The organism is Cellvibrio sp. PSBB023 (assembly GCF_002007605.1).
Taxonomy (GTDB): Bacteria; Pseudomonadota; Gammaproteobacteria; order Pseudomonadales; family Cellvibrionaceae; genus Cellvibrio.
This window is the reverse complement of sequence record NZ_CP019799.1, coordinates 4615289-4636375: the sequence shown is the minus strand read 5'-3', so window position 1 is coordinate 4636375 and position 21087 is coordinate 4615289. Positions and strand designations below refer to the sequence as shown.

General features: G+C 49.9%; 11 protein-coding genes. 5 read left to right on the top strand and 6 right to left on the bottom strand.

Annotation, left to right across the window (positions count from 1 at the left end; all coding sequences use genetic code 11):
- Positions 1–8: 8 nt before the first annotated feature.
- The 3 genes from B0D95_RS20000 to B0D95_RS19990 all read right to left on the bottom strand — a co-directional run bounded on the left by B0D95_RS20000 (position 9) and on the right by B0D95_RS19990 (position 6065).
- Positions 9–1505: a tryptophan halogenase family protein gene (locus B0D95_RS20000; protein WP_078045519.1), complete on the bottom strand. Its 1497-nt coding sequence runs from the start codon at positions 1503–1505 to the stop codon at positions 9–11.
- Entirely contained in the window at positions 1498–3012 is a 1515-nt protein-coding gene (locus B0D95_RS19995; RefSeq protein ID WP_078045518.1) for a tryptophan halogenase family protein, read from the bottom strand. Before B0D95_RS19995 ends, B0D95_RS20000 begins: the two co-directional genes overlap by 8 nt.
- Positions 3013–3167: 155 nt before the next feature.
- Positions 3168–6065, bottom strand: coding sequence for a TonB-dependent receptor (locus B0D95_RS19990; protein ID WP_078045517.1), 2898 nt, complete (start codon positions 6063–6065; stop codon positions 3168–3170).
- A 341-nt stretch (positions 6066–6406) separates the two neighbouring features.
- On the opposite strand from B0D95_RS19990, the gene B0D95_RS19985 reads away from it, so the two are divergent.
- The 3 genes from B0D95_RS19985 (at position 6407) to B0D95_RS19975 (ending at position 8748) form a co-directional block, all read left to right on the top strand.
- Positions 6407–6970: a TetR/AcrR family transcriptional regulator gene (locus B0D95_RS19985; RefSeq protein ID WP_078045516.1), complete on the top strand. Its 564-nt coding sequence runs from the start codon at positions 6407–6409 to the stop codon at positions 6968–6970.
- Positions 6971–7033: 63 nt separating this feature from the next.
- Entirely contained in the window at positions 7034–7510 is a 477-nt protein-coding gene (locus B0D95_RS19980; RefSeq protein WP_078045515.1) for a nuclear transport factor 2 family protein, read from the top strand.
- 398 nt (positions 7511–7908) lie between these two features.
- On the top strand, positions 7909–8748 hold the full coding sequence (locus B0D95_RS19975; protein ID WP_078045514.1) for a hypothetical protein: 840 nt from the start codon (positions 7909–7911) through the stop codon (positions 8746–8748).
- A 40-nt stretch (positions 8749–8788) separates the two neighbouring features.
- Here B0D95_RS19975 and B0D95_RS19970 read toward each other — a convergent pair whose 3' ends face one another.
- On the bottom strand, positions 8789–9859 hold the full coding sequence (locus B0D95_RS19970) for a LacI family DNA-binding transcriptional regulator (protein ID WP_246841666.1): 1071 nt from the start codon (positions 9857–9859) through the stop codon (positions 8789–8791).
- A gap of 176 nt (positions 9860–10035) precedes the next feature.
- Between B0D95_RS19970 and B0D95_RS19965 the strand changes: the two genes are divergently transcribed.
- The gene (locus B0D95_RS19965; RefSeq protein ID WP_078045512.1) at positions 10036–12066 is read left to right on the top strand and encodes a glycoside hydrolase family 97 protein; all 2031 of its coding nucleotides are present in this window, start codon (positions 10036–10038) and stop codon (positions 12064–12066) included.
- 34 nt (positions 12067–12100) lie between these two features.
- On the opposite strand, the gene B0D95_RS19960 is transcribed toward B0D95_RS19965, so the two are convergent.
- Together B0D95_RS19960 and B0D95_RS19955 are read right to left on the bottom strand one after the other, a co-directional pair.
- Positions 12101–13441 carry a lysine N(6)-hydroxylase/L-ornithine N(5)-oxygenase family protein gene (locus B0D95_RS19960; protein WP_078045511.1) on the bottom strand — a complete coding sequence of 447 codons (1341 nt, stop codon included), beginning with the start codon at positions 13439–13441 and terminating at the stop codon, positions 12101–12103.
- A gap of 77 nt (positions 13442–13518) precedes the next feature.
- A complete protein-coding gene (locus tag B0D95_RS19955; protein ID WP_078045510.1) occupies positions 13519–14856 on the bottom strand; it encodes a salicylate synthase in 1338 nt (445 codons plus the stop codon).
- A 169-nt stretch (positions 14857–15025) separates the two neighbouring features.
- Here B0D95_RS19955 and B0D95_RS19950 point away from each other — a divergent pair, with 169 nt between their 5' ends.
- Positions 15026–21085, top strand: a complete 6060-nt coding sequence (locus B0D95_RS19950) for a non-ribosomal peptide synthetase (protein ID WP_078045509.1) — start codon at positions 15026–15028, stop codon at positions 21083–21085.
- The last annotated feature ends 2 nt before the right edge of the window (positions 21086–21087 follow it).

Here is a 21087-nt window from a genome sequence, read left to right as displayed (position 1 = left end):
CGATAGATTTATAAAAACAACGGAAAATTCATTGCGCAGCCTTCTACAAAATCGGCGACCTTGCACTCGCGGTATAAATCGCCCTTGCCCTGCCCCGGTTGATTAGTAGCAAGCGGAGGAAATGCACCATAGCCAGCGAGCAAACAGTGCCAGGAAGCGCTATTAAACGCGGGCTTGATGGTGCGTTGGGCAAGTTCGGCAGTCAGGTCACCGCAGCGATACCAGACATCCAGAATTTGTAATAGCGATTCCGGCAGTTGAGTGTTGTCGCGATTAGCGCGCCAGTAGTCGCTACCTTGGGTGTTATTCAAGCCGCGCGTATTTAATTTGTAGTGCGCAATAATATAGTCGCGCACACCATCAAAGTGATTGGTAACAGTGCGGTTAAAATGATCTCGCCCATTGCTGGTAAATTGGTGATCGTCCCATGCATCCATTAAGGCTTCGACTGTGAGCTGCACTAAATGCAAAGCTGTGGCTTCCAGCGGTTCGATAAAACCTTGCGACAAACCCAAGCCCACACAATTGTGCGACCAGTGCTGTGCCAATTGCCCTACACGCATGCTTAAGTGACGGCAGGATTCGCTGCTATTACTCATGCCAATGTGCGCACGAAATTCGGTTTCCGCTTGATCACGGCTGATAAATTGACTGCTGTAAACATAGCCATTACCGGTGCGATGGGTGAGCGGAATTTGCCAGCACCACCCCGCGCTTAACGCGGTGGAGCGGGTTTCTACCGGTGGCTGTGCCAATGCCGGTGTTGGCATAACAACGGCGCTGTCATTGAATAATTGTTGCTGGTAAGAATGAAATGGAACCGCCAATGCTTTCTGCATCAACAGCGATGCAAAACCGGTGCAGTCGATAAAAAAATCACCGGCAAGCAAATCACCGGCATCAGTTTGCAAGGCAGTGATTTCACCGCGATCATTGCGCAATACTTCTGCCAATGTGGCTTGGTGATGAACAACTCCGCGCGCCCTTGCCACATTTGCCAAGTAGCGCCCTAATAATTGCGAGTCAAAGTGATAGCCGTATTCCATTTGAAAGGGGAAGTTAGGTGGTGCGATGGGCATTTTGCCTTGCCGCGCCAATTCACCGTTGATAAAAAACTTTTCCGGATCTGTGATTACATCCAACCCCAGACGGCGTGTGCGGCAATTGGTAAAAAAAGTACGCTCATTAAACACATCGGGTTGGGAATAAAAGGGGTGGGAATATTCCTGCACACCCGATGCGGGGCTCCAGCCAGCAAATCGAATATTGGTTTTGTAGGTAGCGTGGCAGGCGGGCATCCATTCCTGCTCCGTCAAATCCAGCTGTTTAAAAAAGCGTTTTAACGAGGGGGTTGAACCTTCTCCCACGCCGATAATAGGAATCTCCGGCGACTCCATTAAGGTAATGTGCACCTGCGTGCGCGACCAGCGTTTGGCAAATAAATTGGCAGCCATCCAACCGGCAGTGCCGCCACCTAAAACCACCAGGCGCACAGGTTTATCCACGATGCACTCCTGCGGAGACCACGCCGGTGTAGTGTTGCAAAAATGCATCGTGAGTGGGTAATTGTGTCAGTGGCTGACGCTTGGCCGCCGCGATACGCGCCAACATGGATTGCAATTGCGCCGCGTCCAGAATGTCGGCAGAGGGGTGATAATCGCGCGGCATAATGCCCTGCCCCAGCATTACCTGCAGCCAGGAGGAATCCAGAAAAATATCGCCGTGATCATTGAAGAGCGTGCCGGTTTCACGGAAAAGTGCGAGCTTGTGTGCGAGGCGATCGGGAATATCCATGGTGCGCAGGTTGCGCCAAAAATCCGAATCGTCGCGTTCATTGGCATGGTAGTGAAGAATAATAAAATCGCGCACGGTTTCGTATTCAAGTTTGGACTCGCGATTGTATTCATCCACTTGCGCTTGACTGATGCCACGATTGGGGAAATTTTTTAACAGGCGCACAACCGCCGATTGAATTAAGTGAATGCTGGTGGATTCCAGCGGCTCTAAAAATCCGCTCGACAACCCCACCGCAATCACATTTTTGTTCCACTGCTGCAGGGTGCGACCCGTGCGAAATTTTATCGGTTTGGGATCAGCAAGCGCCGCAGAATCCAGATTATTTAATAGGGTATTCGTTGCTTCATCGTCACTTAGATACTGTGAGCTGTAAACTAATCCATTGCCATTGCGATGGGTGAGCGGTATGCGCCATTGCCAACCCGCTTTGTGTGCAATCGAGCGAGTATAGGGTAAGGTTTTTTCGAAGCGCTCCGAGGGGACAGCCAGCGCGCGATCACAGGGCAGCCAGTGATTCCAGTCTTCGTAACCGGTGTGCAATGCACCTTGAATTAACAAGCCGCGCATACCGCTGCAATCGACAAATAAATCGCCGTGAATCTCGCGGCCATCTTCCATTAACAGTGACTGCACAAAACCTGTGTCGGGATTTAGGTGTGCGGCGCGAATTTTTCCTTCGGTACGCACCACACCGGCCTGTTCGCTGCGCTTGCGCAAGTAGCGGCCATAAAGTGCCGAATCAAAATGATAGGCATAGGGCATTTGGTACATTGGATCTTTGCCGTCGAATTTACCAAACACACCGGCTTCGCAGCAGAGATAATTTAAATCGTAATCCCAAATTGTGGTGTTCAACCCCTGCTGGCGTGCGCGCAGCCAGTGGTGTTGGAATGCACTAAAACCGATGGTGGCACCGGGCGCACCAAAGGTGTGGTAATAACTGTGGCCCTGCTGCTTCCAGTTATCAAAGCGGATGGCCATTTTAATGGTAGCTTTGGTTTCGCGCAGGAATTCCGCTTCATCCACCCCCAGCACCGAATTAAAGGTTTGGATGGGAGGAATGGTTGCTTCGCCCACGCCGATAATGCCGATTTCTTCCGACTCAACCAGTTCGATATCCACACGTTGTTTTAGCACTTTCGTTAACAGTGCTGCACTCATCCAACCCGCGGTACCGCCACCGGCAATCACTATTTTTTTTATAGGTTTATTCATTGTTTTTTTACTAATAAGTTAATGATATTGCGCGTATGTGCACCACTTAAACATAGCGGCTATTTTCTCGGGCAGATGTTTTTTTATTCGCTGTTTGCAAAAAAACCTCACAGATTGCTCTGTGAGGTTTTCCTGACCAGTAACGCGCGCCAACCTTAGAAGGAGTAGTTCACGTTAACCATATAGGTTGGACCAAACTCGCGACGCGCGCTAACTATGCCGTCTTCACCTACATCTTCTTCGTCTTCATCGGTCAGGTTGGTGCCTTGCAGCGACACGCGCAAACCGTTCAGATAAGTGATGCTGGATTCCGAGAAATCGTAACTGATTTGGGCGTCAATCAACTGCACGCCTTTACGATTGGCATTTTCGATTTTGTTACTGCCACCGCGCTGATAGGTTAAGAAGTCACTGCGGTCAGTACCGGCCACACGCACTTCAAAACCGTTCACAGCGTAGTAAACCGTCAGCGAGTAAACCTCGTCGGATTGACCGGGAATGGCAGAGCCGTCATCCAATTTGGCATCGATGAAGGAGCCAGACGCGGCAAAACCAAAACCGTCCAACATATCGCTCACCAGGCTCAGCGGCACGTTAGCCGTTAACTCCCAACCATCCACCTTGCCTTTCAGGCCATCTTCAAAGGAGGAGGAATAGCCCTGGAATTGCGCCGGTGCGACCACGGTGCCTGCCGTCAGGAATACATCATTCGGGCCATAGGTACCGTCGGTTTGCACGGTTTTATTGTGGAACGCCGGGATGTAATAGTTAGCGCCGCCGTTGGTGGCATCGTTAGTGAAATCAATAACGGTTTGACCTTCACGTGTCCAGTTCACCAAGTCTTTGTAGAAGTAGCTCACCGATACATAACCGTCTTCCGCGAAGTATTTTTCATAGGCCAAGTCCAGGTTGTTGGATTCAAAAGGACGCAAAGTAGGCGCGCCCTGGAACTTGGACCATGGGGTTTCGGCGGTGTAGTCTTCCGACAGCAAGATGTCGATATTTTGGTCGTACTTCACAAAGCCCGAGGCTTTCATCTGGTCGATACGGGCGCGGCTGATGGTTTTGGATGCACCAAAACGCACAAACTGGGATTCAGCCACTTCCACACTCAGGTTTAAGCTGGGCAACACTTTGGTGTAGCTGGCGCCACCTTCGGCGGTTCTGTTGGGGTCAACCGAGAAGGTTTCATCCACCAGGCCGATATAACCGCTGGATGATTGGTCGGTATCCACCACTTGCAAACCGGCGTTACCAAACACATTGAAGCCGTTTACATCGGTGTTGAAATCACCCTGTACGTAAAAAGTGGTGACTTTTTCGTTGATGATGTAGGTATCGCCCAAGCGATCCGGCTCCAGCGTTGCCGCAGAGGTTTGATAGTAGTAGCCATCTTTATAGGGCGCGTAGCCGTCATAGGCCACCACCATGCCCAAACCAGCCCAAGTTAAATCTGCCAGACCCAAACGGTATTTCTCAGGAATCACTTCATCCACTACGCCCGTACCATTGCCATAGGGATAGGTTGGCGAGGTGGCGAAGAAGCCGTCGTTCACTTTGGACTTTTCGCGGTCGCTGTAGTAGGCGCCCAGTGTCACGCCAGTGAGGAAATTGGTATCAAGCTCGGCGGCTACTTCAAACTTAACCGTAGTCAGAGACTCATCAAAACGGCCGCTATTCAGGAAACCGTCCTGCGCGTTTTCATAGGTGTAGACGCCACCGCCTGCCGCTTTTTGCACGTTAGAGGCAAATACATCCGCCTCGGCAGCCAATGAACCGCCCCAACCTTGTGGGCCGGTAAGTTTGATGGCATCGAAGTCGCTGAAATCCATACCGCTAATACCGGTAAAGAACACACCGCCCTGGCTCATCACAAAGTCACGTGAACCGAGTTGGCTGTTGGTCAAAGAACCTGAGCGCCCCAAGCCTGCATAACTTTCGCCACGGGTATCGGTTTTGCTGGATTCGCTGTCTGCCACATCCAAATGAATCGACCAGACATCGTTCAGTTTGTACTTGAGGTTCAGGCCTACGGTTTGCAGATCGCCTAGAATTTCTTTGGGGTCGGTGCGCAATACCGGGTTGGCATTCACCTGGGTACCAGTGGCGTCAAAGGGGCCAGAACCGGCGGTGATGGTGCCGATGGAGAAGGGTTCGATGAAACCGCGAATCACACCGTAATCTTTGTAATCGATATCCAGAGCATCGATCACGATATCCAGATCTTCATTGGGACGGTATTGGAAAATCGCAGACACAGTGTCGCGCTCCAACACCGAGGAGATAGCCATAATATCCAGACCCGTTGGCGCAAAGCGGCCGGAATCTTCGTCTTCACTGTAACCCCACACACCGTATTTACGTTGGTTGGTGGGCGATTCGGTAGAGGCATAGGCCATGGCCAGGCCAATGGTGTCGTCGGCAAACTTTTGCGAGAAGCCAATGGCATAGCGGCTGCCATTGTCATCGAACTCCGGGTTATCGGAACCCTGTGAGTTCAATTCATAGGAACCATTGATGGTGACGGTGGGCGATACATCCAGTGGGCGCGCGGTGCGTAAATCCACGGTACCGCCGATACCGGTGGTGGTTAACTTGGCTTCGGCCGATTTGTAAATCACCGCGCCCGACATAATTTCAGAGGGATACAAATCGTATTCTGCACCGCGGTTGTCGCCAATGCCCAACAGCTCGCGGCCGTTCAGGGTGGTGCCCACAAAGTCTTCCTTAAAGCCGCGAACAGAAATACCGCTCACGCGTCCGCCGCGACGCTCACCGGCCAAACCGGGCAAGCGCGCCAGGGACTCGGCGATAGATGAGTCTGGCAACTTACCAATATCTTCCGCAGCCAGCGCCTCGGAAATGGAGGTGTTCTCCATTTTCATCGACTGGGCGCGCATCAAGCTTGCGCGGATACCGGTGACCATCACCTCTTCCAGATTAGAGTTATCTTGAGCCTTCGATTCCTGCGCTAAAACTGTTCCTGAACCCGCCGTCGCTGCTGCAACTGCTAATGACAACAACGCCGGCCTGAATAATGTGCTGTGTTTCATGTCTCTCTCCCGATGTTTTTATAGGCTGCAAAAATGCTTTGCAACCGGTTGTAATTTAGAGCAAATGAAGGGGAATGCCAAAAAAGTTCAAAAAATATTTATCGATGCTACTGAAGGTTACAGGGCTATCCATGAAAGCGACTAATCCAGTGCTACGCAAAGAAACAACCGGTTGCATTAAGCGACAAAAAGCCACAGTGGTTACATTAGTTGCTATTTGAGAACAATTATTGAGCAATTTATGGAGCCGGCGGCGTTGCGCAACCTGTTGGGGGAGTGGGATACCCCCTAGCTTGTTAATATCGCTTGACGAGGGAGAACGATCGTTCTACATTAGACCCATGAACAAGACAACTACCGACACCCGAGAAAAAATCCTCGCAACCGCTGAACAGCTCATCTACCAGAATGGAATTCATGCAACAGGCATGGATCTTCTAGTGAGAACGTCAGGCGTAGCCCGGAAAAGCATTTATCGCTATTTCGTAACTAAAGACGATATAGCGGAAGCCGCACTTAAGGCGCGAGATATACGCTGGATGTACTGGTTTAAAACTGAGTGCAACAAAGCAGATACGCCGCAAGATCGCATACTGAGTATGTTCACCGTCCTCAAAGGCTGGTTCGAATCAGACGGCTTTCGCGGCTGCGCTTTCATCAACACGGCTGGGGAAGTTGGCGATCCTGACTCCCCCATTCGTCAGCTAGCAAAACTGCATAAAGAAAAGTTGTTGGAGTACACGCTCGAATTAACTGAGCAGTTGAATATTGGGCAACCGCAGGCATTAGCTAAACAGTTGCTCGTTCTGATCGAAGGTGCAATCACTATGGCGCGAGTCATGGGCGATTACAGTGCCGCCGACAGCGCACGGGAAGTTGCGCAGATGCTGTTAAAACAGGCCTGATAAAGGCCTGGGCTCCAAAAGACACTCCCTAACTTATCCATCCAAATTACTGGAGGCACTATCATGCCTAATGCCCAAACTCGCCCACCACTTCCGCCTTTCACTCGCGAAACTGCGATTGAAAAAGTGAGACTTGCTGAAGATGGCTGGAACAGCCGCGACGCCGAGAAAGTTTCGCTGGCTTATACCCTGGATACCAAATGGCGCAACCGCGCCGAGTTCGCCACCAACCGTGAAGAAGCCAAGGCGTTCCTCACGCGCAAATGGAAGAAAGAGCTCGATTATCGCCTGATCAAAGAACTCTGGGCCTTCACGGAGAACCGCATCGCCGTACGTTATGCCTACGAATGGCACGATGATTCCGGTAACTGGTTCCGCTCTTACGGAAATGAAAACTGGGAATTCGAAGCAGATGGTTTGATGCATCGCCGGTTTGCCTGCGTGAACGACATGCCCATCAAAGAAAGCGAGCGCAAATTCCACTGGCCACAGGGGCGCCGCCCGGATGATCATCCCGGTCTGTCGGAGCTCGGCCTGTAGTACCAGCTCCAGTTTAATTAGTCCCTGCAGAATTGTTGCAGGGGCTTTTTACCCGTTTCGGAGAATACTGAGTGTTAAGAGCTCATTCCTGTGGTAGGAGCCTTACACCCTGGCATAGCGTTGACCGGCATTCTCACTGCCAACACTTCTCCTATCTGGGTTAAATTTAAAAAAACCTCGTTTTTCTCAATTGAAAAGCGAAAATATTTTTCGTTGTCAGCATCTATTAATTAATAAAATATGGAGATTGGCAATCCAGCAGGTTTTTTGCTATGCGAGACTAATGGATCAATTTGATATTTTTTGTTTCCAATTGCGATCTGTTTCTCGCCACAAACAAATCACTCTGTATTAAACAAATTCAGTGTAATTAAAATCAGAATTTTTTCGGAAAGGCCATGCAAAATCTAAAAACTACAGTGCTCATTATTGTTGTAGCCATGGTCGCTTTTGCTAGTTATCTTTGGTTCAAACCTAAATATGAAACTACAGAAACGACTGAAGCTTTAAATCCAAGTAATACAGTATTTAATCAAAATCCTGAAAAAGAAAATATCAGCCGCGAAACCAACGATGATCAGGAAAAATTAGAAGCTGATCCTATCGAGACTGAGAAATTAGCGAATGCTGTAAATCCATGGCATTCGCCAGCTAATTTTGAAGAGGTTGAGAAGTGGAAGGAAAGTAGAGGATATTACTCAGCCGCTGATTTGGACATGTACAAAAGTTACAGTGCTGAGACTATTAAACAACTAGCTCAAGGCGGTGATATTAAGGCTCTCTATCAACTTGCCAGATTGAAAGTTTCCGAAGGTACCGGCAAAAAACAAGATATCGTCAACATATATCTTGAGGCAGCCGTTCTCGGGTCTTCGCAGGCGTTAGAGTGGGCTGGAATCATGGCTTCAACTGACCCAAGCTTTTCAAGGTTCCAAGGTGAAGATGGTGAGCAACTTTATAAAAAGGAAATGCTTGAGGCGCTTTCGATTTATCAAGTGGCTTTGATTCGTGGTGATAGAGAGGTATTGGAGCAAGTTAACCGAACCAGATCAAAGCTCGAATTAACGCCTGAAGATGATGAATATATCAAAGCGAGAGGTGCAGAAATATATTCTGAACTGGAGGAAAAGCGAAAATCCTTAGGTCTTGGCCCTTTCGATAATTCAGTCCCTCAAATTGTAAAAAATTATCACGATGATGCTGCAACAGGCTTCAAACGTTTTATTGATAGACAGTAATCAAGTGATATTCACTAGCTCGACTCTGGGCTAGTGAATCTTAAATATTTCTATTCAATGCTTCGCGAAGACTTGTATTGCGCGGCACCAATTCGGTAGGCAAGAGTGCAGATTCCACATTATCGCCATCAATAATTTTCAGCAGTTTTTCTACCAGCCAACGACCACCAAGCTCACGATCCTGATATACCGTGGTGATGGATGGGGTGTAGTAGCGCGCCAGGGAGATATCGTCATACCCCACAACTGCCACTTTATGGGGTACGGCCACCCCATGCTCATTGAGCGCACTGATCGCCGCCATGGCCATGGCGTCGCTCAGGCAAAATAGCCCGTCAAACGGGTGGCCGCTGGCGAGCAGTTTCAAGGTGGCCTGGCGATGGGCGTCACGTGTGTTGCCAACCCCCATTTCCAACGCGGGCTGCGGAGCGATATTTGCCGCCAATAAGGCCTGACGGTAGCCTTCATAGCGCAACTGCCCTTCAGGTGAACCCCAATCGCCGATAATCGCCACCTGCTTGCAGCCCTGCTCCAACAAGTGGCGGGTAGCAATAAAACCACCTCGCACATTGTCCCCGCCCACAGTGCAATAGCGTTGATCCGGCAACTTGGCACCCCACACCACCACAGGCGTATGCCCATCGGCAATGCGGTTCAAATCCTCATGGCAGTCAGCCTGCCCCATCACAATCAACCCGTCGCAGTTAATACGGCGCAGGCCGTCGTGACCACTGGCGACAGCATGCAGACTCAAGCCTGACAGCAGCATTTCGTGCCCCTGCTCAATCAAACAGAAGGAGATAGAACCCAGCAATTCCAGAAAGAAGGGGTCGGTAATTTGCCAGCGGGCATTCTCGGCCGAGGGGATAACCACACCAATAGTGAGCGATTCTTTCAGGCGAAAATTGCGCGCCTGGGTGTTCAGGCGATAGTTATGCTCTTTGGCCAGTGCCTGAATTTTTTCACGCGTCTCCAAATTCACCAGCTCACTGTTTTGCAGGGCGCGGGATACAGTCGATTTGGACACTCCGGCCATACGTGCAAGGTCGGTCATCTTCAGCGTCGATTTCTTTACGGGTGGTTCCGGTGTGGTCATAGCAAAAGTCGTCACAGGTGAAAGTCTTATCCAAGCCATTTGGCATCATAAGTTGTTTTTTTAACAATAACCATACAACCGGTTGCAGATTCACTTGCCCACACTTAATAACATTGGTTTAATAATTTACAGAAAACAACCTAAACCATAAAAACGGGACGACACATCCCCCTTGCCGCGAGGATATCCAGATGCGCAACGGCTTTTCATTTATCTTTTTTGGCTGCGCCCTTGCCCTGCTGGCAAGCCTGACTCACGCCGAAACCGCATCCCGTTATTCGCTTAGCTCGCCGGATAAACAGATCCAACTGCAGGTAGATCTGCGCCCCGACGGGCTGTTTTACCAAGTTGATTACGTCGGCAGAGCGGTGATGAATAGCTCCCGGCTCGGGCTGAAAATCAAAGGGCAACAGGCATTGGGCGAGCACATGGCGCTGCTCAAACAACACGAGCGCGAATACAACCAGAACTGGCAACAGCCTTGGGGCGAACAGCAAACCATCAACGAGCACTACCGCGAATTGCGGCTGGAACTGATTGAAACCACCGCCAGCCAGCGGCGATTAACACTGGTCATCCGCGCCTTTAATGATGGCATAGGCCTGCGCTACGAAATTCCCGCCCAACAAAACCTCACACAATTTGTGATTGAGGATGAACTCACTGAATTTGCGCTGGCTGAAAACAGCCACACCTGGTGGTTGCCCGCTTATCGCAACTGGGGGCCGGAATACCAGTATTTGAAATCGGCCCTCAGCTCGGTGGATGTCGCCTTCACGCCCATTACGTTGGAAGCGCGCCACTATGCCTTGGCCATTCACGAGGCCGCCCTGGTGAACTACGCCAGCATGACCCTGCGCCTGATGAGCGATAACACCAAAACCCTGAAGGTGGATTTGGTGCCCTGGCCCAATGGCGACAAGGTACGCACCGCCGCTCCCATGCAATCCCCCTGGCGCACGATTCAAATTGCGCCCAAGGCCATCGACCTGCTCAACTCTTACTTGACCTTAAACCTGAACGAAGCGCCCGCACCGGAAAGTCTTACAGCCGACAACAGCTACATTAAACCCGGTAAATACATGGGCATTTGGTGGGAGATGCACATTGGCGAAAAGGATTGGAGCCCCGGCCCCAAACAAGGCGCCACTACCGCTCGCGCCAAGGAATACATCGACTTTGCCGCACAGCACGACATTAGCGGTGTACTCATCGAAGGCTGGAACAAGGGCTGGGAAGGCGAGTGGTGGAAACGTGCACCGACCTTTATTTTTGATGAACCGGTAGTCGGCTTGGATCTGGAGGAAGTCACCCGTTACGCCCGCGATAAAGGCGTGGCAATTATCGGCCACCACGAAACCGCTGCCGGTGTGACCTACTACGAACAACAGATGGACGCGGCCTTTGACTACTACGAAAAACTCGGCATCCACAGCGTGAAAATGGGCTACGTGGGCACGCGTATCGACGGCGACCAATGGCACCACGGCCAATACATGGTCAACCATTTCCAACGCGTGGTGGATAGCGCCGCGCAGCACAAGGTGATGGTTAACGCCCATGAAACCGTGACCGATACCGGCTTGCGCCGCACCTACCCCAACCTCATGACCCGCGAGTGTGTACGCGGCATGGAGTACAACGGCGGCAGCCCGGACACCGGCAACCTGCCCGACCACACGACTATTATCCCCTTCACCCGTGGCCTGTCCGGCCCGACTGATTTCACCCCCGGCATTTTCAACTTCGACTACAAAAAACATCGCCCCCACAACCGCGTGCCCTCCACCCTTGCCAATCAACTGGCGCTCTACGTGGTGATTTACAGCCCGCTGCAAATGGTGGCAGATTTACCCGAGAACTATGCCGGTCACCCCGCTTTCCAATTTATCGACGATGTCCCCACCGACTGGAAACAGAGCCGCGCATTACAAGGTGAAGCGGGCGAGTATTTGGTAGTCGCGCGACAGGACAAACGCAGCCCGGATTGGTACCTGGGCGCCATCACCAATCAGGACGGACGCCAGCTCAAGGTCAAACTGGATTTCCTTGACCCCAAGGCGCGCTATGAAGCGCAGATCTACCGCGACGGCAAAGATGCCGACTGGGAAACCAACCCTGAGTCCTATGAAATTAAACGCATGAACGTCACCGCCAAAACGACGCTAGAGCTGGATTTAAAGCCCGGCGGCGGCACGGCGATTCGGTTTAAACGACGCTAGCGATCAGATTCGCTGTTGCTAAGGTCAACTGCCATCAAAGTAACTCTATCGCATCCAGATTGTGGGTAGAGGTTTTAGAGTTGTGCCTTGCCTTTCCCAGCAAAGCATAGAGTGAAGATGATATTTCATCTGAGCGAATAGCCAGCACAGACAACAATGTGTCACTTAATCCATGAGTGGACTCACAGTACCCCTGAAGGAAAATAGGTACATGGAAGTTTTCCCTCATTTTTACTTGATAGTTACGATCAACCTCACAGCCATTCATAAATTCGCCTAACGGCGCAAGCAATTCGCGGTGTTTCTGGCGTTGATAACCGGTCGCCAATATCACGACATCATATTCATGGTGCTCTCGCGCACCGGTAGCAAGATTATTAATCGATAACTCAACACATTTGTTTGTGGTGTTCACACCATCAATCACGCTTGAACTGCGAAATGAATGACGAATAACACCAGATACTTTTTGCTTGTAAAGGATGCGATATATCTGCTCAATCATAGGCATATCTACAGCGGCATAATTGGTGTGCCGGTATTCGCGCAACCACTGCTCACGCTCGGCAGAGGATTGCTTGAATACGAGATCAGTCGCAGCAGGAGCGAACACTTCATTAACAAAGGGACTGGAATCGGCAGGTTTTAGTGAGAAACTTCTGGTAATTAAATCCACCTTGGCAGAAGGATAGTTGTTATCCAAATCCAAAAACACCTCAGCAGCACTCTGCCCAGCACCAACAATTGCTACTCTCAAAGGAGCAATACCGCTCTGCTTTATATCAGTCATTGCAGACAAATAATGAGCGTGATGAAAAATTCGTTTATCCGTCCCGCAACGCTGAAATATCTCCGGAATATTAGGTGATCCACCTGCACTAACCACCAAAGATCGTGTTTCACGCACCGTTTTTTTACCGTGACTATCACATGAAAGTACATTCAATGTTTTTACCTCTCCATGTGATATCACTGGCACTATCGAGATCACCTCTTCGCCATAACAACATTGTCGGGAGAAATGGCGGGCAACCCAACACAGATAATCATTAAACTCAAGGCGGCTTGGATAAAACGTTCCCAAATTGATGAAATCAACCAACCGACCATGTGCGTGTAAATAATTAATAAATGAAAATGGACTTGTAGGAGAGCGCAACGAAACCAAATCCTTCAAAAAGGATATCTGCAAATCACTTTGGCTTGTCATGGTATTGCCATGCCAGCAATAACTGGCTTGCTTCTCAAGAAAAACCGCATTCAATGCTTGATAACGTTCTTTCTTTTCATCCAAAGCAATAGCCAAAGCAAGATTTGATGGGCCGCATCCAACGCCAACCAGATCATAAATTACTGATTCCTTAGAATTTTCCATTATCTCTGCCTATGTTTTTTTGTAAAACCGAAATCAAATATTCTGCAGCTCGATTATTTCCTAATCACCCCATAATATTATTGGGCAGGTTTCACAACCCAAGGAGCAACACTGCCTAGTTTTTCTGTTGTCTCCATCAGTTCTCGTTCAGGGTGAGAGGCACCAACAACACCAGCACCAGCTTGTAACCATGCTTTTTGTTTATGGCCTAATAAGCTGCGCAATACAAGTGCCGCATCCAACGCGCCATCATGACCAACACGTAAAACGGCCCCGGCATAAAGACCACGACTCTCATTTTCATGACGACGAATTTCTGCAAATGACTCTCGCTTTGGAATACCAGAAGCCGTAACGGCAGGAAACAAACTGGCAAATGCGTGCCATGCGTTGAAGTCAGCTTTTAATTCGCCACACACTGTTGAAGCAAGATGCTGCACTGAACCGCGCTCTTTTCGCTCCATAAACTGACGAACTGCCACGGTTGATGATGTGCACACCTCCTGCATTTCACTAAACGACAAACGCACTGAAATTGCATGTTCATGAGTTTCTTTTGGATCACTATACAATTCATTAAAACGCAACAAATCCTCATTGGCTAAACCATCCATACGCCGGGTTCCAGCAAGCGGCTCAGTAGTGACGCAGCCATTCCTGTCAACAGACACGACAATTTCAGGACTAAATCCACTCGCCTGCCAACCTGCAAGGCGTAATGAAAATGAGCGCGACGGATTATTTTGCCGACGGCCAAGCAACCAGGTAGTGACAAAATCCGGTGTAAAATCAAGTATTAACTTTCGTGAGAGAATTACTTTCTCAAGTGTTCGATCATGAATGCTATCCAATGCCTTGCTAACAGCATCCAGATACATTGGGTCATCTGTAATTTCCACACTTGCGGCGGAGTACCCAGGCTGGGATGGCAAGCGATTTAGCAACGCTTTCACTTGTCGCTCCAAATGCGGACTCTCTGTTACAACACGAGTGGCATCTTTGTTTAATGACACAGAAACTTCAGGCTGACAAAGATACAGAAGAGGAACAGCTCCCATCCGCTCCTCCTCTGTCAATAAATGAGGAGCTTTCAGTGCGTATGCCAACTCAAAGCACGCCCAACCACCGGCCTGCCATTGGCCAGGCCACCTTGCCAATTCTTTGGAAAGTGCCTGACAGAGATCTTCGCTATTCACTTTATGAGTTGTTGTTACATCGCCATCACGACTTTCCAAGCGATCTGCAAACAAAGTAATTGAACGTACTACGCCACCACCAAACCAACACTCGCCACCCTGCTCATAAATTAAATAATCATGAAACATATTACTGTTGGCGAGAGCGGCGGCATATTCGAGCCGTTGTGATTGGGTAAATACGAAGCTTTTTGATGGTTCCAATATATCAACTGTCATCTCTGCAAGGCTCCTTAATGATTTAAGCGACAAAACAATATTTTTTTGAAAATCTTGTGTACATTTTCAAATGTAAATGATTATTATTTTAATTACAACTAGCATTAAGTTTATTAAATGACACAATTTTTCATGTAGATTAAGATTGTTTTTGCAACGGGATGTGACAATGGCAACAGATGAATTAAGACGGAAACTGGCACAGCGTTTGGCAGCATCACGCGGGCTGCTTTTGGCTAATGATGCACTTGGAAAAAACGATGGAATCGCTGGGCGCACTATTCCCGTTGCACCTGAAAATAGGGAGATACCACTTTCAAATGCACAAGAAAGAATGTGGTTTTTACACAGACTGGATCCAGCCGCCTCGGCCTATAATGTTTGTGTCTTGTGGCATTTACACGGCAATCTGGATGCCGTCGCCCTACAGCACAGTGCGGAGAAAATCACACAGCGGCACAGCATATTTCGAACGACTTATTATGTTGATGAGAATGGTAATGCACGGCAAAAAATTCTGCCGCACCTTCCCCCCGATTGGCATACAGAAGACATCAGTAAATGTTTACCTGCCGAGCAGGAAATAGGTTTACAAGCGATTGCACAACAAGCCAGCACAGCACCTTTTGATCTAATGTCTAAAAGCCCATTAAGGCTGGTGCTTGTAAAGCTAAATCATGCACACCATGTATTGGTGATGGTTGGCCAGCATATTGTTTGGGATGGGCCTTCATTTGGCATTTTTTCACATGAGCTGGCCACTGGTTACAATCTTTTTCTCAGAGCGCAGCACGACCACCCCCTACCAATTCCATTGCAATATGTGGACTTTGCCTATTGGCATAGATTGCAATGGGACATTAATTCAGAAAAACGTGCAGCAGCATTGGCTTTCTGGGAATTGCAACTATCGCCCCTACCTGAACCATTGGATTTCCCCCGTGATTTTGAACGAGGCATTGTTGATGATGAATCTGGCGAATGGTGTACTGAATCTTTAGATAAAAATGTAACCGCAACATTTCTCACATTTTCTACACAAGAACAATTAACGCCGTTTGAAGTCATCATCGCTGTTATTGCTTTATTGATGACACGCCTGTCTCGCGCTTCGGAAATCACCATTGGAACCATTGCTTCTCATCGAAACCTGCCTGAGCTCAATAACGCTATTGGCAATTTTGGCAATGTTGTGCCCTTGCGTTTTTCGATTGCAAGCCACTGGAGTTTTCGCGAGCTTGCCCATCATTGCGCAAAACAATGTCGCTTAGCATTTGCGCATGCCGAGATTCCTTTTGAGCATTTACTGGATCATTTGCATATTGCTCGCGGCGCAACGCGCAATCCGTTATTGGATACCATGGTGACCTTTCTTAGCCATGGAATGGAATCACCAACCATGGATGGTCTGGAAGTACATTGGAAAAAACATTTCAATGGCACCTCGCAAATCGATTTATCGTTTGATGCATTACTTCACGATGGCAATTTGCAGCTTCAAGCCACCTGGCGTCGCGCCCTATACCAGCAGGGCACGGTGCAAAACCATATGCGCCGATTGGTGCGCCTGTTTGAGACATGTGTGACAACACCCGACACACGATTGTCAGCACACAGTGTGCTATTACCCGAAGAATACTCACAATTAATTTCCTGGGGCACACGTGCTGCTCTTCCAAGCAGTGAAAAAACATTAGTCGAATGTTTTGAGAATAGGGTTCGTAAACTACCCGATGCCATAGCATTGGCTAGCTTGTCGCTCGGTGTAGAAAATCAACAGCTGCCGCAACGGGGAATATCGTTTGCGCAATTGAATGCACGGGCCAATAAATTGGCGCGCTGGCTCGTTGCTCAAGGCATCGGCCCTGAAGATCGCATTACTATTGCTTTACCCCGTCGGTCTGAATGGTTTGTTGCGATGTTAGCAATACTCAAAGCGGGCGCGGCCTTCGTCCCTATCGATCCATCCTACCCAGCCGAATACATTCATCGCGTCATCACGCTGGCGCAGCCTGTATTACAGTTTGTAGACGCGCTAGAGCACTCTGCAATGGAGAACTCTATTAGCCTGGCGGTAGCGGAAAAGGCCGCTGAAGCGTTAGGGCTGGCAAATAATGATCTCTCCAACACTGAACGTCGCAGCCCATTACAATCCGCTCACCCGGTGTGCATTGTATTTACATCCGGCTCCACTGGAGCACCTAAAGGCGTTGTTGTCCCTCACTCTGCCTTTGTTAATTTGCTCACTAGCCATCGCAATGATTTGTATCACGAAGCCTACCGACGGACTGCCAACGCTCCATTACAAATTGGTCACGCTTGGTCATTGGCATTTGATGCTTCATGGCAACCAACCTTGTGGATGATTGACGGCCATACATTGCATCTGCTGGATGTTGATACCATGCAGGATCCGATTGCATTAGCTCGTGAAATTATTTTACGTCGTCTGGATTTTATTGAATTGACGCCGGGCATGCTGGATGAAGTGTTGCCGTGGTTACAATCCGGCCTTACCGATGCCAGTGGGCAACACCTGCCAGCTCACCTACCCACCATCCTCGCCTTTGGTGGCGAATCGGTAAAACAAGCTCTTTGGGATCGCATCCTCACACTGGAAAACACCGCGGGTTTTAATCTCTACGGTCCCACAGAGGCATGTGTAGACTCGATGATTGCCAAGGCAGACACAGGTAGTCCGCCAAATATTGGTGGGCCCATTGCGGGTGCACAAGTCTATGTTCTGGATTCTTGCTTACAACTTGCCCCTCCCGGAGTAGCGGGTGAATTGGCAATTGCTGGCGCAGGTTTGGCGCGTGGCTATCTGCAGCGCGGCGACCTCACAGCCACGCAATTTATTGCTAATCCACATGGTCAGCCCGGCACGCGCTTGTACCGCACCGGTGATCGTGTGCGCTGGTTGCCGGACGGTCGACTGGATTACATTGGGCGCATCGATGAGCAAGTAAAAGTTCGGGGATTCCGGGTAGAGCCACTGGAAGTGGAAGCCACGGTAGAAAAATTGGTGCAGCTCCCCTGTGCGGTTGTCGCGCGAAAAAATAGTGTGGGCACAATGCAATTGCTGTGTTTTGTCGAAACCGGCGATAGCGCAAATCAAGCAGAACGATCAACACGCGCACTTGATGCCGATACTTTACTTCAACGGCTTGCCAACAACCTTCCAGCGCACTTACTGCCTGCATTTGTCATCCCCTTACCAAAACTCCCCCACTTACCTAACGGCAAAATTAATCGCCGGGCGCTGGTAATGCCGGAGGGATTGGACACTGCACCCGGGCGCATGCCTCGCACTGCACTTGAGCAAAAACTTTGCCTACTCTTTGCGACCGTGCTGGGGCTGGAACAGGTGAGTATCGATGACGGTTTTTTCGAGTTGGGCGGCGACAGTATTGCTGTGATTAAATTGGTGAGCCTTGCCCGCCGCGATGGCATCACCTTGACTGCACGGCAAGTTTTCGACTCGCGTTCGGTTGCCAGGCTCGCGCCGCTATTGGTATCACCCGATAGCCAAGGAATATCATTTACCAATACACACGACAATGCCGATACAGGCCTGGCCCTGCCAACCCCCTTGATGGCGCGCTACCTGTCACTGGATATTCCGCTACAGCGCTTTGCCCAAATTGTCAGCCTGCCGTTGCCATCCACCATCACCGACGATGAACTGGAAGCATTACTCAATGCATTGCTGCAACGTCACGCCTTGTTGCGAGCGCGTTTGATCAGGCCTGCAGATTCACTGCCCGTATTAGCAATCCCTGCCATCGACGATTCGCCCCCGGTGCAGTTACAGCAGTTGCAAGGAGCAACCAATCGTGACGATACACACGCAGGCAGACTGGCAAGGCAGTTGTGCGATGCACTGGATCCAACACAAGGCGTTATGCTTGCCGCAACACGCTTATACGATGGACCAGACAATCAATCCACGCTGTGGCTGGCAATCAACCATCTGGTCATGGATGCCAGCTCCTGGCATATACTCGCTAGCGATCTTGCATTGGGACGTTTAGCGCAAGAGCGGCATCAACCAATTCATTTGCCACCAGTTGCCACGGCATGGAGAAATTGGTCTGCCGGATTAGACCCCGCCCTTCACACGCAAATAGTCCCCGCCATATACCATGGCACGCTCGCCACCGCAGAGCGGATGAGCTGGGAACTCCCCCTGCATGAGGGGCAATGTCCTGCCGCTGCAATTTCACGGCGCCTCGGGTTGCCATTATCCAGCCTGCTACCCGCTCTGACGGCATTAGCCGTGATGCAGGCCAGGCTGATTCCCGAACAATCGTCTCTTAACCTGGTATTGGAGCATCATGGGCGCGTTCCCAATACACCCAATCAGGATCTGTCACGCACGGTAGGATGGTTTGCCAGGGAGCATCTGCTGCCATTGCCTATGCTCGACACATCCAGTGAAGATGCAGAATCCTTAAGCCAACTCCTGCGTCAATGGTGCAGTGAAATTGACAGCACAAAAAACAAATCAGGGTTAGCGGAATCATCAACAACGCGTGAATGGCAACTGGGTTTTAATTTCCTGGGTGATATTGGAACTTCAGGCAAACCAACCTGCTGGACACCACAACCACGTATGGATGTGTTGGTAGAGTCCTGCGGAGATCATTGGCCATTACTCCATGACCTGGATGTCAGTGCACACTATTGTTACCGTGACGACTACCGTGTCTTGCAATTTGATGCAATGGGACCTGCCGCCACTATCAACTCTGCATCGTTACAAACATTGTTCGCAACACTACAGCAATTGTTTGATCAGCTAGCCGACGAGGACAGCACGCAAAAAAAATCGCCGCACTCAATACCCATCGATACCCAACACACCGAACTCAAGGAAGTGACGCCACTGCAATATGAAATGCTGCGGCAATGCGACGAAGAAAACGACCCCTGGACAACGCAGTTGGAGCTGCACCTTGTATCAACACCCGAATTGCCAATTACCAACCTATCGTTGCAGGAAAGTGCCGCGCAACTTTTCGTCCGGCATCAGGCATTGCGCGCAGGATTTTTGCCTAATCAGGCAGCAACCTTTATTCCACACGCAGTAAACCTTGATTGGCAAAGTCTGGATTGGCGCCATAAACCAATAGCAGAGCAAGAGGAGCTGCTCATTCCGTTGCGCGAAGAGTGGTATCAGCACCGCTTCCAACTCCATCGGCCACCACTATTGCGCTTTATGGCAATACGCCACACAGATAATCATTGGCGATTGTTGGTCAACAGCCATCATTTGTTATTGGATGGCTGGTCCGTACCTCGCATCCTGAATGAATGGCTGGGCGGCGCCTGTGGCATGCCCCCAACAGAAGAACCCTTATTGAGGTGGACAAATTATCTTGATGAGTTACAAACCCAAGAGCGCCATCTCGCCCAGTGCTATTGGAACAACAGTTTGCAAGGATTAGCCCTCCCATCATTATTACGCCCCTCTCGCCATACACGCAGCCCCAGCAAGGATGTGTGCGCTGCAATCTCTCCGCACCACAGCAGGGATTTAATTAATGCCGTGAGAGCCGCCGGAGTATCGTCTGCATCGCTCTATCAATTAGCCTGGGCAAAAACATTGGCAGTTAAGCTTGGCCACGCCGATGTTGTTTTCGGCTTATTTGATTCCGGGCGCGCTATCCCTATTGATGGTGTGACATCTCTTGTTGGTCTGGTAACGCAATTACTTCCTTTGCGTATTGATACGGCAAATCCACAATCGATTGAAGCGCAGTTGCAAGCGCTGCAAGCCCGGCAGTTTGAATGGCAGGCACAAGCACCTGTAAGGCTGGATAACCTGGCAGTCGCTCATCGTTTTGGTGAGTTTTTCGATACCTTGCTCATCATCGAAAATGCGCTCGACGCCGACGCAAAAATGGAAGCCCATGCATCCATAACCCCTGTGCCTGCAGCTATCTCACCCAGAAATCCCCTGTCCTTAGTGCGAGAACAGCGCTGGCGAGATTCCATCGGACAGGTTGCAGGCTTGTTCATCTACCCCGGAGACTCAATCACTCTTCGACTGTGTTATGACCCACTCGCCATCACACCCCGTGATGCCAGCAATTTACTGGATAGCTTCAAACACCAGCTTCAACAACTGGTTAATGGACTCTCATCAAACGCCATGAGCGCAGCCCATTCTCCGGCCCACAACGCGCACACCCCCGACGCTACTTACAACTCACATGGAGACTGAGC

Coding starts and splice junctions, on each gene's coding strand:
- B0D95_RS19980 (WP_078045515.1), top strand. CDS start 7,034: ATGCCTAATGCCCAAACTCGCCCACCACTTCCGCCTTTCACTCGCGAA.
- B0D95_RS19995 (WP_078045518.1), bottom strand. CDS start 3,012: ATGAATAAACCTATAAAAAAAATAGTGATTGCCGGTGGCGGTACCGCG.
- B0D95_RS19950 (WP_078045509.1), top strand. CDS start 15,026: ATGGCAACAGATGAATTAAGACGGAAACTGGCACAGCGTTTGGCAGCA.
- B0D95_RS19990 (WP_078045517.1), bottom strand. CDS start 6,065: ATGAAACACAGCACATTATTCAGGCCGGCGTTGTTGTCATTAGCAGTT.
- B0D95_RS19960 (WP_078045511.1), bottom strand. CDS start 13,441: ATGGAAAATTCTAAGGAATCAGTAATTTATGATCTGGTTGGCGTTGGA.
- B0D95_RS19965 (WP_078045512.1), top strand. CDS start 10,036: ATGCGCAACGGCTTTTCATTTATCTTTTTTGGCTGCGCCCTTGCCCTG.
- B0D95_RS19975 (WP_078045514.1), top strand. CDS start 7,909: ATGCAAAATCTAAAAACTACAGTGCTCATTATTGTTGTAGCCATGGTC.
- B0D95_RS19955 (WP_078045510.1), bottom strand. CDS start 14,856: ATGACAGTTGATATATTGGAACCATCAAAAAGCTTCGTATTTACCCAA.
- B0D95_RS19985 (WP_078045516.1), top strand. CDS start 6,407: ATGAACAAGACAACTACCGACACCCGAGAAAAAATCCTCGCAACCGCT.